Here is a 15,899-nt window from a genome sequence, read left to right as displayed (position 1 = left end):
CAGGCGCTGGTACCGGCGCCCTTTCTGTCGTCTCTGACGCGACGCTCGTCATATCAGGCTCGCCCCCTGGTAGCTCTGCATGAAGGCCTCGATGCTCTGAGCGGCCCGGTCCGTCTCGCCCGCCACGCCCTTGCCGGCCAGCATCGTGGCCTGGATGGCGTCCGAGACCGCCTTGTAGACCACGGGTGGGTAGCGGGGTTCGGCGCGGCCGCCGGGGAAGATCTCTTCCTTGAACTTCTTCATCGCCCAGAAGTCGTAGCCGCCGTTGTCGGCCGCCCGTTCCAGGGCCGAAGTGCGGGGCGAGATGTCGGACTTGGAGCCGGTGCACCAGTCGACGGTCCGCCCGATCGACTCGTCGTTCATCCCGCCGAGTGCCCAGGCGCAGAACTCCGCCGCGGCCTCGGGGTTGCTGCCCTGGGTGCTGGCGCAGAAGGACCAACCGCCGAGGATCGTCGTGTACTTGCCGCCGCTGGGCAGCGGCAGTTTGAAGACGCCGTACTTCTGCTTGGGCGCGGACGTCCGGAACCCGGAGATCTCCCAGATGCCGCTCTGCCACATGCCCGCGAGATGGGAGGTGAAGGCGGTGATCGGGTCGTCGGCGGCTGGCATGGTGCGCGGCGCGATACCCGCCCGGACGGCGTCCTGCCACAGCCCGAGCGCCTGCCGTGCGGCCTTGGAGTCGAAGCCGACCCGCCCGTGCTCGTCGACGACCTCGCCGCCGCCCTGCCACATCCACGGGTACCAGGTGAAATTCTGGTAGTAGCCGGGGTCGGTCTGGAGGACGAGGCCCGCGCCGGCCTTGGCGCGCAGCTTGTCTCCGGCGTCGAGCATGGCGTCCCAGGTCGTCGGGATGTCTCCCTCGGACAGTCCCGCCTTCTCCCAGACGGGGACGTTGTAGTACATGGCCAGTGGCTCGACCTCCATCGGCAGGGCGTAGACCTTGCCGTCGACCATGCGGCTGTCGAGGCTGTCGCCGTAGTCCTCGACGACTCCCTTGTCCAGGTGCGGGGTGAGGTCGGCGAGGATGCCGCCGTTGTAGTAGCGCAGGAAGTCGCCGGGACTGAGCAGGAAGATGTCGGGGCCCGCCTCGGAGGCGAAGGCCGTGACCATCTTCGAGCCCTGGTAGCTGTCGCCGGGCACGTAGTACAGCTCGATCTTGATGTTGTGACCGGCGTTCCAGTCCCTCACGAGGTCCTGGAACCACTTCGCGCGTGCCCGGTCCGCCGGTTCGGGCGAGTGGGCGTCGTAGAAGTACCAGAACTTGAGCGTGCGCCCGTCGGCACTGGCCGGTCCGCCGCACCCGCTGAGCAGCGGTGCGGCGGCGCCGGCCGCCGCGAGCCCGGCGGCGGCGCCGAGGAAGCGGCGGCGGGACGGCGTCACGGCGCCTTTGCCGTGCTGGAGCATGGCGTGCTCCCGTCTCTCTTGGTGGGTGTGGGTACGTGCCTGCCTGTGAAGGGGGGCCGGGCGCGCGGTCCGGTCACATGTGTGTGTCGACCTCGAGGTCGAGCAGGTCCGGGGTGGGCGGCAGGCCCGAGCCCGCGGGGCGGTCCAGGTAGAAGAGGGACGTCGACGCGATGTCGTCGTGGTTGGCCCGGTAGCGGTGCCGCAGGCCGTTGCCCTGGCCGCGGCCGATGCCAAGGCACTGCACCGTGACGCTCAGGTCGTCCTGGAAGCGGATCGGGTCGAGGACGTGCCATCGGTACATCCCGAACCGCTGCTGGCTGTCGTAGAGCCCGTCCGGCTTCAGGATCTGGTTGAGGCCGAGGTACGGGGTGGTGAACGCGGTGTAGCCCTGGCCGGGGACGTCGAAGTTCCAGGCGCCGCCGAAGTAGTCCTCGGTGCCGGTGCCACAGATGGTCGGCCACTCGTCGTCGCCGTCCAGGAAGAACTTCAGCTCGCCCTCGCCCCACCAGCCGGGACTGTTGACGGCCCAGGCGAGGTACGTGCCGACGTACTGGCCCTTGCCCTCGACGCCTTCGACGAGGGTGTGGTCGGTGCCCGCCGTGACCGGGTTGCTGCGCCGCCACTGGGCGTGGAAGTAGGCGGCGTCTTCGGCGACATCGCCCAGTTCGTAGTCGACCTGGTAGTAGAGCGTGAGCTGCTCGGGGGCCAGGTTCTCCAGCGTGATCCGGGCCGCCCGGCGGAACGGCATCGGCCAGTACGCGTTGAGCCCGCCGTTCGGGTTGGCGGCCACGGGGATGGAGCTGACCTGGCTGAAGACGTTCCAGCCGTTGCAGAAGAAGTCGCCGAGCGGGACCTCGACGGCCGGGGTGCCCTCGCCCTCCCAGTAGAAGCGCAGCAGCGTCTGGCGCCAGGCGGTGTGCGGGGCCGTGGTGCACCAGATGTGGGTGATCGTGCCGGGTCCTTCGATGTCGGCCAGTTCCACGGTCTCGCCCGCCGCGATGTCGATACTCGGAGAGATCTTCCAGCCGCGGCCGAGCCTGCTCGCCGCCCGCGCACCGGTGCCCTCGGTCGCCATGCCGCCCGCGCCCTTGGCGCCCGTGTAGTTCTCCGCGCTGATCGAGCGGGTGACCGCACTGGTGGTGCGGGCGAGGCCGTTCAGGCCGGGGGCGATGCTCATCGAAGCTCCATCGTTTGAAATCGATTTCGCGTGATATCGCGGAGGTTCTCTCCGTCAATGTCCGGAATGCCGTGCTGAGGAATCCGCACCCGCTGCGGGTCGCGGCCGAACATCTTGAAATCCGTTTCACGGGAACGTAGGTTTCCCGCCAGATGCTGTCAAGAGTTCACGTGGGAACGGGAGTTGGTCGAGCGGAGAATGACGGCGGCGCCGGACTCAGCACCGGCACAGCACGGATCGCGGGGCCGACTCCCCTGCCTGGACGAGAGGTTGAGTGAGAGCACTGTGGCGACGATCTACGACGTGGCGCGCGAGGCCGGGGTCTCCCCCGCCACCGTGTCGCGGGTCTTCAACGGCGGCCGGGTCACCGCGGAGCGCGCCGCGACCGTGCGCGCCGCCGCGGCCGTGCTCGGCTTCGCACCCAACCGGGTCGCCCGCTCCCTGCGGATGCAACGCGCCTCCGTGATCGGCCTGATCATCCCGGACATCGGCAACCCGTTCTTCACCGCACTCGCCCGCGGCGTCGAGGACGCGGCGCAGGAGACCAACCTGTCGGTGGTGCTGTGCAATACCGACGAGGACGTGAACAAGGAGCACCGCTATCTGGAGGTGGCCGCGGCCGAGCAGATGGCCGGGGTGATAGTCGCCGCCGCCTCCCGCCACCGCACCGACCTGTCCGCGCTCGCCGACCGGGGCACCCCGGTCGTCGCGGTCGACCGGCGCCCGCGCGGTGCCTCCGTCGACGCCGTGATGATGGACAACCGGCACGGCGGCGAGGAGGCCACCGAGCATCTGCTGGCCCGTGGCTACCGCCGTATCGCCTGCATCGCGGGCCCCGAGGGCGCCTCCACGTCCGACGAACGCCTCGCCGGGTACCGGGCGGTGCTGCGCGACCACCTGGGCGACTCCGGGCAGCCGGCCGATCCGCCTCCCGAGTACGTCGTGCACGGTGACTTCCGGGTGGACGGCGGGCGCGCCGCGATGGAGCGGCTGCTCGCCCTGCCCGAGCCGCCGGACGCCGTGTTCGTGGCCAACAACCTCATGACCGTGGGCGCGCTCGCGGCGCTGCGCGAGGCCGGGCTCGAACCGCCGGGCACCGGACTGCTCTCGTTCGGCGACGTGCCCTGGCCGGAACTGGTGACACCGCCCCTCAGCTCGGTCCAACTCCCTTCGTACGAGCTGGGTTTCGCGGCCGCGCAGCTGCTGCAGGAGCGCATCGCGGGGACCGCGAAACCGCTACAGACGGTGGTGCTGCGCACCTCGCTCCAGGTCCGTGAGTCGACGAGCGGCCCGGCACCCGACTGACCGCGCACCCATCAGGGAAGCACACTCACCGAACCCGCACCCCCAAGGGAAGGACCCCCGCATGACGCGCATCGTCCGCTTCGCCGATGACACCGGGACCGTGAGGACAGGGATCGCCGACGCATCCGGTGCGATCCGCCGCTTCGAGGGGGCGCCCCGCGTCGCCGACCTGTTGCGGCTGCCGGTCGAAGGGCTGCGGGAGTTGGTGGAGACGACGGCTGCACGGCCGCAGCCCGACGTCGACGAGGGTGACGTGCTTCTGCTGCCGCCGATGGATGGGCTGATGGAGTTGTGGGCGGCCGGCGTGACGTATGAGCGTTCGCGCGAGGCACGCGTCGAGGAGAGTACCGAGCAGTCGGTGTACGAGCGGATCTACGATGCCGAGCGGCCGGAGCTGTTCCTGAAGGCGCTGCCGTGGCGCCTGGTAACCGACGGTGAACCGATCGCAGTGCGGGACGACTCCGAGCTGAACGTGCCGGAGCCGGAGCTCGGCGTGGTGCTCAACCAGGCGGCCGAGACGGTCGGTTACGTGATCGTGGACGATGTCAGCTCGCGCTCCATCGAGGGCGAGAACCCGCTCTATCTGCCGCAGGCGAAGATCTACGCCGGGAGCGCGGCGGTGTCCTCCGGGATCGTCCCGGTGTGGGAGGTCGATTCCCCGCAGGCGCTGAAGATCTCGCTGACTGTTTGGAGGGGCTGGGTCGCCGCGTTCCGGGGAACGGTCTCGACGGCCGCGTTCCACCGCTCGCCCGAGGAACTGGCTACGTACCTGTGGCGGTGCCAGCCGTTCCCCGACGGCGCGGTGCTGTCCACCGGGACCGGCATCGTGCCGGAGATCGACTTCACCCTGCACGCGGGCGACCTGGTGGAGACGGCGATCGACGGGGTGGGCGTGCTGACCAACCATGTGTGCGTCGGCCGGGCCGAACTCGACTGGCTGGTCGAGACGGTGGACAGCCCGCTCGCTCGCCGCGCCGTCCGGCGGCCCGGCGACAGGTGACACCCCCGCGCCCTCCCTCTACGGTGCGCCGAACCACTGGTGCAGCGCCGCCTCCAGTCCGCTCGCGTCGTCCGTGCCGTGGCCGTGGCCGGTCCAGGCGATATGGGTGTCGGGGCGCAGCAGCAGTCCCGTCGCCTCGGTACCATCCGCCGTGCCGGTGATGACGTCGACCCGGTCGCGCCAGGGCTTCGCCACATCGGCGAAGCCGCCGCCGAGGTCCAGGAGCAACGGGCGGGCGGTGGCGGTCAGTTCGGCCAGTCGGTGCGTGCCCGTGGTGGTGTGGATGGTGAGGTCGGGGGCGAAGCCCTCGGTGGTGCCCGCGATGAGGTGGGCTATGCGTTCCGTGCCCGCGGTCGTGGTCAGCAGCTCACCGAAGACGGTCCGCAGCGCGGTGACCTCCGGGCCGGGGCGCAGCAGCGCCGACTGGGCGAGGGTCGAGTCCACGACGCGTTCGGCGACGGGGCGGCGCTCCTCGTCATAGGTGTCGAGGAGACCCTCGGGCGCCCACCGGCGCACCGTGGCGGCCAGCTTCCAGCCGAGGTTGACGGCGTCCTGAAGGCCCAGGTTGAGGCCGGGGCCGCCGATCGCCGAGTGCACGTGGGCCGCGTCCCCGAGCAGCAGGATCCGCCCTTCGCGGTAGCGGTCCGCGAGCCGTGTGTTGCCGCCGACGAGGCGGCGCAGCAGGTGCGGCCCTTCGCCCTCCGGCGGGAGGACGGGCAGGGGTGCGCCCAGGACGCGTTCGGCGCTGTCGAGCAGTTCCTGGAAGGTCATCGGCGCGGACCGGTCGTCGTCCGGTGACTCGACCTCCGTGGTGTGGATGCTCGCGGGGCGGCCGGGCAGCCTGGCGTAGACGATGGTGCCGCGCTCGGTGCGGACGTACATCGTGGGCGGCAGCGTCCCGTAGCCGGGGACGATCAACTCGCCTTGCGTGCCCAGATCTTCTTCGCGCACGGTCACGTTCGCGGAGCGTGACACGAAGTCGTCGTTGGTGACTCCGGGGAAGCCGATGCCGGCCAGGCGGCGCACGGTGCTGCGCCCTCCGTCGGCCGCCACCAGGTAGCGGGACGTGAGGTGCTCCCCGGTCGACAGCGTCACCCGGACAGAGTCGGCGTCCTGGTGGACGTCGGTGACTTCCTGGCCCATGCGCAGGTCGACCCCGAGTTCGGCGGCGCGTTCGGCGAGGACCTCCTCGATCCGCGCTTGTGGTGCGGGGAGGATGCCGACCGGGTTGTTCTCCAGCCGGTGGAGTTCCAGGGGGAACGCGCCGAACATGTAGCGGGGCACGGGCCTGACGGGTTCGTCGGACCCGCTGATCCGGGCGTACAGACCGCGCCGGTCCAGCATCCGCACCACCTGGCCCACCAGTCCGTTCGCCCGGGGTTCCGTCTTCGGTCCGGTGAGCCGCTCGATGACGACCGGGCGGACCCCGGCCAGCGCCAACTCACACGCCAGCATCAGCCCGTTGGGGCCGCCACCCGCGATGATCACGTCGAACATGACATGCCTCCTAAGGCTTTAACGGGAAGGCTTTAAGGGGTCGGTAGCCCTGCGGCCAGCATCGTGAGGGCCGACTTCAGCAGCGCCTCCATCGACGTCGACTCCTCCGCATCGCCGTGCAGGAACAGGTCGATCGCTGCGCCGTTGGCGGCGGTCACACTCGCGGCCACCAGGCGTGGGTAGAGGTCGGTGTCGACGGACGTGCCCGTGCGGTAGGCGATCGCCGCGGCGAGTTCGCTCTCCGCGATCTTGCCCGCGCGCAGCATCTCGGCCTGCAGGGCCGGTTCCGCCACCATCACCCGGAGCCCTGCCGCCCAGTCGGCCGGCGCCTGCGGCGGCATGTCCCGCACCTCGGATCCCGGCTCCAACTGCCGGAGCACCGCTTGGGAGATGACCTCCCACAACGGCTCACTGTCCGGCGCGGACCGCACTTCGGCGGCCAACCGCAGGGAGCGCTGGAGGTGACGGAAGGCGATCGCCTCCGCCTTGCTGGAGAAGTAGTTGTTGAAGGTGCGCGGCGAGACACCGACCGCTTCGGCGATGTCCTCGACCCGGACGTCATCGAGCCCGCGCTCGACCGTGAGCCTGATCGCTGCCCAGCTCAGCGCCACCCGTGTGGCTTCCTTCTTCCGCTCCCTCAATCCGCTCATGGCACCAGAGTAGCAAAGAGTGCGCGCCGCGCAATATTTCTTACTACGAAATAATGCGTGGCACGCACACACTGCTGAGTCTGACCCGTGGTGCCTCGGGTGACCTACAGGCCGAGAGCCGGGGCGAGCTCCCGCAGCGCGGGCAGTGGGTCGGCGGAGGGGTCGTCGCCGAGGACCTGCACGACCACCTGGTCGGCGCCCGCGTCCAGGTGTGCCTTCACGCGCGCGGCGACCGCCTCCGCGTCGCCCATGGCCACCATGGCCTCGGCCAGCTTGTCCGAGCCTCCGACGACCACGTCGGACTCGTCGAAGCCCTGACGCAGCCAGGAATTGCGGTAGTTGGGCAGCCGCGAGTACATGTCCAGGTGCTGGTGCGCACGCCGCAGGCCGGTCTCCCGGTCCGTGGTGAGCGCGACGCCCTGCTCGCTGACCACCCACTTGTCAGGGCCCAGCTGCTCGCGGGTGGACGCGGTCTGCTCCGGGGTCACCAGGTACGGGTGCGCGCCGTCGGCCGCATTGCCGGACAGCTCGATCATCTTCGGGCCCAGGGCGGCGAGCAGCCGTGCCGGGCGCTGCCCACCCGGCTCCACGGCGTCCGGCACCGCGTCCATGGTCCTCAGGTACTCCCGCATGGTGGCCAGCGGCTTGTTGTAGGAACCGGCGTAGCTGTGCTCCACCAGCGGCGCGTGGCTCACGCCGAGCCCGAGCACGAAGCGGCCCGGGTGCAGCGCGCCGAGCGTACGGGCGCCGGCTTCGCTCGCCGGGGCGCTGCGGGCGTGGATGTTGGCGATTCCGGTGCCGACCACCAGGCGTTCGGTGCCGCCCAGTAGGGCGGCGGCCTGCGTGAAGGTCTCCTTGCCTCCGGCCTCGCCGTAGAACAGCGAGGCGTAGCCGAGGTTCTCGATCTCACGGGCTCGGGCGACAACGTCGTTGATCGGCCACCGGTCACTGGTCCACCAGACGCCGACACGAGAACTGAAATTGATGTTGGCCATGCCCCCGAGGCTACCCACACCCGCCTCAGTGCGAGTCGCGCGGCACGGCGCTGCCGCGACAGCCCCGCAGGAAGTCGAAGTCCGCGCCCCGGTCGGCGCCCTCGACATGCTGCGTGTACAGCCACGCGTAGCCACTGGCGTGGCGCGGCTCGGGCGCCTGCCACGCCGTGCGACGGCGTTCCAACTCCGCGTCCTCCACCTCCAGTTGCAGCGAACGCTTCGGGACGTCCAGTGTGATGGTGTCCCCGTCGCGTACGAGGGCCAGGGGGCCGCCGACCGCCGCCTCCGGTGCCACGTGGAGGACGACGGTGCCGTATCCCGTGCCGCTCATCCGGCCGTCACAGACGCGCACCATGTCGGTGACACCGGCCTTCAGTAGCTTGGTGGGCAGCGGAACGTTCGAGACCTCGGGCATGCCGGGGTAGCCCTTCGGGCCCGCGCCGCGGATGACGAGCACGGTGTTCTCGTCGACGTCCAGGTCCGGGTCGTCGCACACCGCGTGATAGGCCTCCGGGGAGTCGAACACGCGGGCGACGCCGGAGTGCGTGAGCAGGTGGGGCGAGGCCGCGGACTGCTTGATGACCGCGCCGTCGGGGCAGAGGTTGCCGCGCAGGACCGCCGTCCCCGTGCCCGCGGGCTGGAACGGGTCGAGCACCCCCGTGATCACCTCGTCGCCGATGCGCTCCGCGTCCGCCACGTTCTCGGCAATGCTGCGCCCCGTGACGGTGAGCTGCTCGCCGTCCAACAGCCCTGCACGTACCAGCTCGTGGTGGACGGCGGGGAGCCCGCCCGCGTAGCAGAAGTCCTCCATGAGGTACTGGCCGGAGGGCATCAGATTGAGCAAGGTCGGTACGTCGCGAGCGAGTTGGTCGAAGTCCTCGGTGTCGAGGTCGACGCCGACCCGGCCCGCGAGCGCCGTCAGGTGGATGATGGCGTTGGTGGATCCGCCGATCGCCGCGTTCGTACGGATCGCGTTCTCGAAGGCCTCGCGGGTGAGGATGCGGGAGGGGCGCAGGTCCTCGTCCACCATGTCCACGATGCGGCGGCCTGCCGCCTGCCCGGTCTCGTAACGGCGCATGTCGACCGCGGGCCAGGTCGCGGAGCCCGGCAGTTGCATGCCGAGGGTCTCCGCCATGCACGCCATGGTGGAGGCCGTGCCCATCGTCATGCAGTGGCCGTTGGAGCGGGCCATGCAGCCCTCGGCGAAGAAGCACTCCTCCTCGGTCATCCGCCCGGCCTTGACCTCGGCCTCCATCTGCCACACCGCCGTGCCCGAACCGACGTCGCGGCCCTGGAACTTGCCGTTGAGCATCGGCCCGCCCGTCACCATGACGGCGGGCAGGTCGACGCTCGCGGCGCCCATGAGCATGGCCGGTGTCGTCTTGTCGCAGCCGGAAAGCAGCACCACGCCGTCCAGGGGGTTGGCACGGATCAGCTCCTCGACCTCCATGGCCATGAGGTTGCGGTACAGCATGGCGGTGGGCCGCATCAGTGTCTCGCCGGTGGCCATGGTGGGGAATTCGAGCGGGAAGCCACCGGCCTGCCACACCCCGCGCTTCACCGCCTCGGCGACGCGCGTCAAGTGGGCGTTGCAGGGGGCGAGTTCGGAGGCGGACACGGCGATGCCGATCACCGGCCGCCCGTCGAACACCTCGGGCCCGAAGCCCTGGTTGCGCATCCACGACCGGTACACCATGCCGCCGCGTCCGGCGGCACCGAACCAGGCCTGGCTGCGGCGGGCTGCGTGACCATCCGTCATGTATGTCCACTCCTGTACGTAGGTCCGTAAGTAGGTGACTGGGTGACTGGGTTCAGCCGAACAGGTCCGTCAACTGCTGCCGCACCGTCAGCACGGACAGCACACCGAAGAGCACCACCGCCCACACCAGCGCGGCCACACGGATGCCCCGCACCTTCAGGGGGTTCGGCAGCGCGGTGCGGTTCATGACGAGGAGCAGAATCGAGTACACGAACATCATCAGCCCGGACACGCACGCCGAGATGACGAGCAGGACGAGCGGCTGGTCGAGCCCGGAGAGCAGCACGATCGCGCCGACGGCGATGACCGCCCATACGAAGCGCGCGTACATCCGTGACTCACTCGTCCGGCTGCCGCGCAGATAGGTCGACTTGAGGACGTCGGCCGCCATCCGGCTGGTGTAGTCGATGATCCCGGTGGCCGCGCTGAACAGGGAGAACGCGCCGACCAGCCAGAAGAACACGCCGAACCAGTCGCCGACGCGCTCCTGGAGGACCTGACCCTCCTTCTGGATGAAACCGACGTTGTTCTCGAGGCCGCCGGTCCCGAACAGCGTCGAGTGCGCCAGCAGCGAAGACATCACGATGGTCACGACGGTGACGAGTACGAAGGTGAGGGCCTGCTCGACGTTGGCGAAGCGCCACCAGCGGCGCCAGCGGGCCATGTTCGTCTCGTTGAGCTGGAAGACGTAGCCGACGACGGGGTCCGCGGCCTCTTCCTTGCCGGTGACCGGACTGACCAGGCGCGGCACGTAGTGGCCCATGCCGAAGCCCTTGTCGCGGATCCAGTTGCTCTGCACGAGGTTCTGCCCACCGCCCGCGCCCGCGTAGGCGAGGGCGCCCATGAGGACGGCGACGCCGAGTTCGGAGGGGAACGTCGCGTCGGTGACGGCCGTCGGCAGATCGCCCACCGTGGTGGCGGTGACCGCGAGGATCAGGGCGAGGACGAAGAAGCCGCCGATGACGAGGATCTTGACGCCGAGCAGTTTCTCCAGCGCGTTGTAGACGACGGGCGCGAGGGTGAGGATCAGGCCGATGAAGACAAGGAGACCGATGCCGATGTAGGCGGGTTTGCCGCCGAACACGTAACTGAGCATCGTCGCCGAGCTGGTGGCCCAGCCCGGCCAGAGGTTGGCCGCGTAGGTGAACACCACCATGACCAGGCCCCAGTGCCGCCAGTAACGGTTGAAGCCGGTCACGGCGGTCTCGCCGGTGGCGAGGGTGTAGCGCTCGATCTCCATGTTGAGGAACCACTGGGTGACCACGCCCACCACGGCGCCCCAGAGGAAGACGAGGCCGGCCTGCGTGGCGATGTAGGGCCAGAGGATGAACTCGCCCGATGACACCCCGACTCCGGCGGCCACGATGCCGGGGCCGATGATGCGCCAGGTCTTCGCGGGCGGTGCGGGCAGCTCCCGTACGGCGGGTGGCGGGAGGAGCTTGGTGCGCAGGGGGAACGGGGCGGGCGATGGGGAGGGGGAGCTTCCGGTCTCGGTCATCTGGGGCGTCTCCGGGGGCCGTTGGGGCGGAAGTGGAGCGCTTTGCGATGCCCCGCAATCATCGGATGATTCAGGGAACCCCGTCCAGGGGTGCGCACGAAGAACGCCCCGGGCGTGTGTGCCCGGGGCGTTCTCGATGGTGGCGGCGTCAGACCCCCGCGCTCTCCCGGGCCGGCGCGGCGGCCTCCTTCGCCTTGCCGCGCGGCGCCCATCCGGCGAGCCACGGCAGGACGAGCGCGAGCACACCGACCGCGGCCCACGCGCCGCCGACGGCCCAGGCCTTGGTGCGGGCCACGACGGCGCGCAGGAGCAGGCCGAGGACAAGGGCGAGCGCGAAGACCGGGAGCATCAGCGAGGGGAACATCCCGGTGATCCACTCGGAGACGCCGTACGCGGCGGCGGCGAGCGCGGCGATGACCGCGATCTGGAAGCCGAGGGGTTCGATGGAAGCGGGCGAGGTGGTCGCGTTGCCGGTGGGGTGACGCTCGTCCTTGTCGCGCACGAGGCCGGTGCGCGGCTCCTCGGGGAGCGTCTCGAAGCGGCCGACGCTGCTGGTGTGGCCGCGCCGCGCGCCCCAGTTGCACAGGATGATGCCGCCGACGACACCGACGAGCATCCCCACGGTGGCCGAGGTGAAGCCGAGCGAGCTCGCGCCCTCCCAGCCGTTCGCCTCGAAAGCGGTGCCGAGCGCGGCCGCCGCGCCGAAGCCCTTCAGGCCGAGGCCGTCGGTGAGGGCGAGGCGGGCGAACACGACGGCGATCAGCAGCGCGGCGATGAGACCTGCGTCGCTGAGCAGCGGCCACGGCGAGTAGGACACGAGGACTCCGGGGTGGGGCAGGCACCTCGGTCAGTGCGGGACGTGCGGGGTGATCCGGAGTTCCCTATCAGTAAAGAAACAGCAAAGGGAAACCCAAGTTCCGCTTTGTACCGGTACGCGGACCCCGGTCGATCACTGCTTGCCGGAGCCGACCGGGTCCACGGTCACGTTCGACTCGGTGGAGTCGCTGACCGGCAGGTTGAGGGAGACCGGCAGGGTCTTGGAGTGGGTCTCGTTCGGCGGGGTGACGACGATGCTGACGATGTCGAGGCCCGAGCCGCCGGTGTCGTTGCGCGGGGTGTGCAGCGTGAAGCGGGTCTCGTCGCCGTTCTTGAGGACGACGGCCGGGGCCGTGCGGTCGCTGCGGTCGGCGCTGATGCCGCCGGGGCCGTTGTCCGCCTTGAGGTCGACGCCCGGGAAGCCCTTGAGGGAGCAGGCGTCGCTGGTGTTCTTCATGGTGACCATGAGGTCGCCCTCGCCCATGCCGTGGGCGGTGCCGAACGTGAGGTTCGCGGTCTTGCAGGGCCCGGTGTTGATCTGCCCGCCGCCACTGCCCTCGGCAGGGTCCGCCGAACCGGTGGCGGACGAGCCTGCGTCGGACGAACCGGTGGCGGACGAACCGTCCCCGGTGTTCGTGGCGTTGTCGTCCGCGCCCTCCTGCGCGTCGCCACCGCCGTCGGAGTTCGAGGCCGAGGACGACGACGAGGCGGAGGAACCGGAGTCGTCCGTGCCCGCGGCGGAGTCCTCATTGCCCTGGCAGGCCGTGAGCGAGAGGCCGGCGACGAGGGCCAGGGCGGCGAGGGTGGTCTTCTGAGCGCGCATGGTCGGGGCTCCTCCGTGGTCGGTGGTGCTTGTCCGCTCGGTGGGGCGAGCGTTACTGGTCTCTAAGACCCCGACCGACGGGTGAACCGTTCCTGCCGACCCCGCACTCCTACATGGCTGTTACAAAAGACCGCCGGATCCTCACATCACGGCATTGAGCGCCATGACCCCACCGAGGCCCAACAGCGCCAGCACCGTCGTATAGGAGGTGCGCGCCTTGATCGCGTCGAGGACCGAGAGGTTGAAGTACTCCTTGAACATCCAGAAGCCGGGGTCGTTGACGTGGGAGAAGGCGATCGAGCCGCAGGAGACGGCGAGCACCATCAGCTCCGGGGACGAACCGCTGCCGGCCACCATCGGGGCCACGATGCCGGCCGCCGTCGACACCGCGACCGTGGCCGAGCCGAGCGCGATGCGCAGGATCGCGGCGATCAGCCAGGCGAGCAGCAGCGGGGAGATCGACCAGTGCTCGGTGGTGTCCTTGATGTAGTCCGAGATGCCGCCCTCGACGAGGACGTTCTTGTACGCGCCGCCCGCCGCGATCACCAGCATGATCATGGCCATGGACTTGGCGGCGTCGCCGCAGGACGTGGCGATGTCCTTCAGCGAGCGGCCGATGCGGGGGCCGAAGACGTAGATGGCGAGCAGCAGCGTCAGCAGCAGCGCGAACTCGGGGGAACCGACGAATTTGATGACGCCCATGCCCGGGGCGTGGTCGTCGAGGGACATCTCGGCGATCGCCGCGCCGGCGATGAGGACGACCGGGAGCAGGGCGACGGCGAGCGACCAGCCGAGGGCGGGCATCTCGTCGTCCTCGAAGACGCGCTCGGTGACCAGGCCCTTGGGGATCGAGGGGTTCATCCGGCGGACGAACGGGAGGCGGGGCCAGGCCAGGGCGATCAGGGCGCCGGCCGGGACGGCGATGAACAGGCCGACGAAGAGCGTCTTGCCGACGGAGGCGTCGAACATCTCGGCGACGGCGGTGGGGCCGGGGTGCGGCGGCAGGAAGCTGTGCATCGTGGAGAGCGCGATGGACATCGGCAGGCCGATCCACAGCAGGTTCTGCCGGGTGACACGGACCAGGGTGAACGCCACCGGGACGATGATGACGAAGGCAACCTCGTAGAACATGGTGACACCGATGAGCATCGCGGTGACGACCATCGCCACCTGCACCCAGCGGTCGCCGAAGGCCTTGGTCAGCTTGGTGGCGATGCGCTGGGCCGCTCCCGCGTCACCCATGACGCGGCCGACCATGGCCCCTAGGCCGATGACCGGCAAGGTCCCGGAGAGTTGATCGCCGATGCCGGTCTCCAGGACATCGGAGATCTCGGGCAGGCTGATGCCCTGGACGATGGCGACGACCACCGCGACGAGCAGCAGGGCTATGAAGCCGTTGAGCTTCACCTTGGTCATCAGGAACAGCAGCGCCACAACACTGAGCGCCACGACGAGCATTGGCATGATCACTTCCCCTTCGAAGTGACGGCACGTACGGGGGCAGAACGCAGATCAAGACATGGGGGCTGAGAATGCGGGGCGCGAGGGCCCGTTTTCGGGTGTGGCGGGGCGCGGCGCGACGCTGCGGGTGCGTCGCGCCGTCGGGGGGGCGAAGGGTCAGCGCACGAGCGCGGGGCGCTTGGCGTCGAAGGTCCAGCCGGGGATCAGGTACTGCATGCCGGCGGCGTCGTCCCGGCTGCCGAGGCCGAGGGAGAGGTAGCGCTGGTGGGCGGCCTCCACCTCGTCCATGTCCAACTCGACGCCCAGGCCCGGGCGTTCGGGGAGTGCGATGGCGCCGCCCTCGATGGGCAGCGGCTCGCGCGTGAGGCGCTGGCCGTCCTGCCAGATCCAGTGGGTGTCGATCGCGGTGATGGCACCGGGCGCGGCGGCGGCGACGTGGGTGAACATCGCGAGGGACACGTCGAAGTGGTTGTTGGAGTGCGAGCCCCAGGTCAGGCCCCAGGCATCGCAGAGCTGGGCGACGCGCACGGAACCGTTCATGGTCCAGAAGTGCGGGTCCGCGAGGGGGATGTCGACGGCGTCGGTCTTGATGGCGTGGCCCAACTGCCGCCAGTCCGTGGCGATCATGTTGGTGGCGGTCTTGAGGCCGGTGGCGCGGCGGAACTCCGCCATCACCTCGCGGCCCGAGTAGCCGCCCTCGGCGCCGCAGGGGTCCTCGGCGTAGGCGAGGACGTCACGGAGCGAGCGGCCGATCTCGATGGCGTCCTTGAGGAGCCAGCCGCCGTTGGGGTCGAGGGTGATGCGGGCCTCGGGGAACCGCTCGGCGAGCGCGGTGACCGCCTCGGCCTCGGCCCAGCCGTCGAGCACACCGCCCTTGAGCTTGAAGTCCTGGAATCCGTACCGTTCTTGGGCCGCCTCGGCGAGCGCGACGACGGCCTCGGGGGTGAGTGCTTCCTCGCTGCGCAGCCGCTCCCAGTTGTCCTTGGCGTCGGACTCGTCGCGGTACGGGAGGTCGGTGCGGCGGCGGTCACCGACGTAGAAGAGGTAGCCGAGTACGGGGACGGACGTGCGCTGCACGCCCTCGCCGAGGAGTGCGGCGACCGGCACGTTCAGGTACTGGCCAAGCAGGTCGAGCAGCGCGGCCTCGACGGCGGTGACCGCGTGCACGGTGACGCGCAGGTCGAAGGTCTGCGCGCCGCGCCCGCCCGCGTCCCGGTCGCCGAACCGCTCGCGTATCGCGCGCAGCACGGCCTGCGGGTCACCGACGGGCCGGCCGACGACGAGGTCGCTCGCCTCTTCGAGGGTGGTGCGGATGGGCTCGCCGCCGGGGACCTCACCCACGCCGGTGCGGCCGTCCGAGTCGGTGAGGATGACGAGGTTGCGGGTGAAGTAGGGGGCGTGGGCGCCGCTCAGGTTCAGCAGCATGCTGTCCTGGCCTGCGACCGGGACGACCCGCATGGAGGCGACGACGGGGGTGGCGGCGGGGGGAACGGCCTTGGTGCTCATGGACGGTG

13 protein-coding genes are annotated in these 15,899 nt (G+C 70.1%); 2 read left to right on the top strand and 11 right to left on the bottom strand.

Translation table 11 applies throughout. The annotated features are described in order from the left end of the window. Positions 1-48: 48 nt before the first annotated feature. Both ACWD2L_RS10465 and ACWD2L_RS10460 read right to left on the bottom strand, forming a co-directional pair. Positions 49-1,404: an ABC transporter substrate-binding protein gene (locus ACWD2L_RS10465; RefSeq protein WP_451188539.1), complete on the bottom strand. Its 1,356-nt coding sequence runs from the start codon at positions 1,402-1,404 to the stop codon at positions 49-51. 73 nt (positions 1,405-1,477) lie between these two features. Next, on the bottom strand, positions 1,478-2,581 hold the full coding sequence (locus ACWD2L_RS10460) for a glycoside hydrolase family 172 protein (RefSeq protein WP_451188537.1): 1,104 nt from the start codon (positions 2,579-2,581) through the stop codon (positions 1,478-1,480). A 285-nt stretch (positions 2,582-2,866) separates the two neighbouring features. Between ACWD2L_RS10460 and ACWD2L_RS10455 the strand changes: the two genes are divergently transcribed. Continuing rightward, a complete protein-coding gene (locus ACWD2L_RS10455; protein WP_451189378.1) occupies positions 2,867-3,886 on the top strand; it encodes a LacI family DNA-binding transcriptional regulator in 1,020 nt (339 codons plus the stop codon). Between the two features lie 61 nt (positions 3,887-3,947). Further along, entirely contained in the window at positions 3,948-4,886 is a 939-nt protein-coding gene (locus tag ACWD2L_RS10450) for a fumarylacetoacetate hydrolase family protein (protein WP_451188535.1), read from the top strand. A gap of 18 nt (positions 4,887-4,904) precedes the next feature. On the opposite strand, the gene ACWD2L_RS10445 is transcribed toward ACWD2L_RS10450, so the two are convergent. The 9 genes from ACWD2L_RS10445 to gudD all read right to left on the bottom strand — a co-directional run bounded on the left by ACWD2L_RS10445 (position 4,905) and on the right by gudD (position 15,891). Continuing rightward, complete coding sequence (locus ACWD2L_RS10445; protein ID WP_451188533.1) at positions 4,905-6,383, bottom strand: FAD-dependent monooxygenase; 1,479 nt, start codon at positions 6,381-6,383, stop codon at positions 4,905-4,907. Positions 6,384-6,415: 32 nt separating this feature from the next. Further along, on the bottom strand, positions 6,416-7,033 hold the full coding sequence (locus ACWD2L_RS10440; protein WP_451188531.1) for a TetR/AcrR family transcriptional regulator: 618 nt from the start codon (positions 7,031-7,033) through the stop codon (positions 6,416-6,418). Between the two features lie 104 nt (positions 7,034-7,137). Further along, on the bottom strand, positions 7,138-8,028 hold the full coding sequence (locus ACWD2L_RS10435) for an LLM class F420-dependent oxidoreductase (RefSeq protein ID WP_451188529.1): 891 nt from the start codon (positions 8,026-8,028) through the stop codon (positions 7,138-7,140). 25 nt (positions 8,029-8,053) lie between these two features. Then, on the bottom strand, positions 8,054-9,787 hold the full coding sequence (locus ACWD2L_RS10430) for an IlvD/Edd family dehydratase (protein WP_451188526.1): 1,734 nt from the start codon (positions 9,785-9,787) through the stop codon (positions 8,054-8,056). Positions 9,788-9,839: 52 nt separating this feature from the next. Next, positions 9,840-11,285, bottom strand: coding sequence for an Nramp family divalent metal transporter (locus ACWD2L_RS10425; protein WP_451188523.1), 1,446 nt, complete (start codon positions 11,283-11,285; stop codon positions 9,840-9,842). Between the two features lie 148 nt (positions 11,286-11,433). Continuing rightward, positions 11,434-12,102: a sodium/glutamate symporter gene (locus ACWD2L_RS10420; RefSeq protein WP_451188520.1), complete on the bottom strand. Its 669-nt coding sequence runs from the start codon at positions 12,100-12,102 to the stop codon at positions 11,434-11,436. A 132-nt stretch (positions 12,103-12,234) separates the two neighbouring features. Next, positions 12,235-12,924: a DUF4232 domain-containing protein gene (locus ACWD2L_RS10415; protein WP_451188518.1), complete on the bottom strand. Its 690-nt coding sequence runs from the start codon at positions 12,922-12,924 to the stop codon at positions 12,235-12,237. Between the two features lie 141 nt (positions 12,925-13,065). Then, a complete protein-coding gene (locus tag ACWD2L_RS10410) occupies positions 13,066-14,388 on the bottom strand; it encodes a GntT/GntP/DsdX family permease (protein ID WP_451188516.1) in 1,323 nt (440 codons plus the stop codon). Between the two features lie 153 nt (positions 14,389-14,541). Continuing rightward, on the bottom strand, positions 14,542-15,891 hold the full coding sequence (gene gudD / locus ACWD2L_RS10405) for a glucarate dehydratase (protein WP_451188513.1): 1,350 nt from the start codon (positions 15,889-15,891) through the stop codon (positions 14,542-14,544). Between the last annotated feature and the right edge of the window lie 8 nt (positions 15,892-15,899).

Source organism: Streptomyces sp. NPDC002754 (assembly GCF_053592315.1).
Note: the sequence above shows the minus strand (reverse complement) of the source record. Positions and strands in the feature narration are given on the sequence as shown.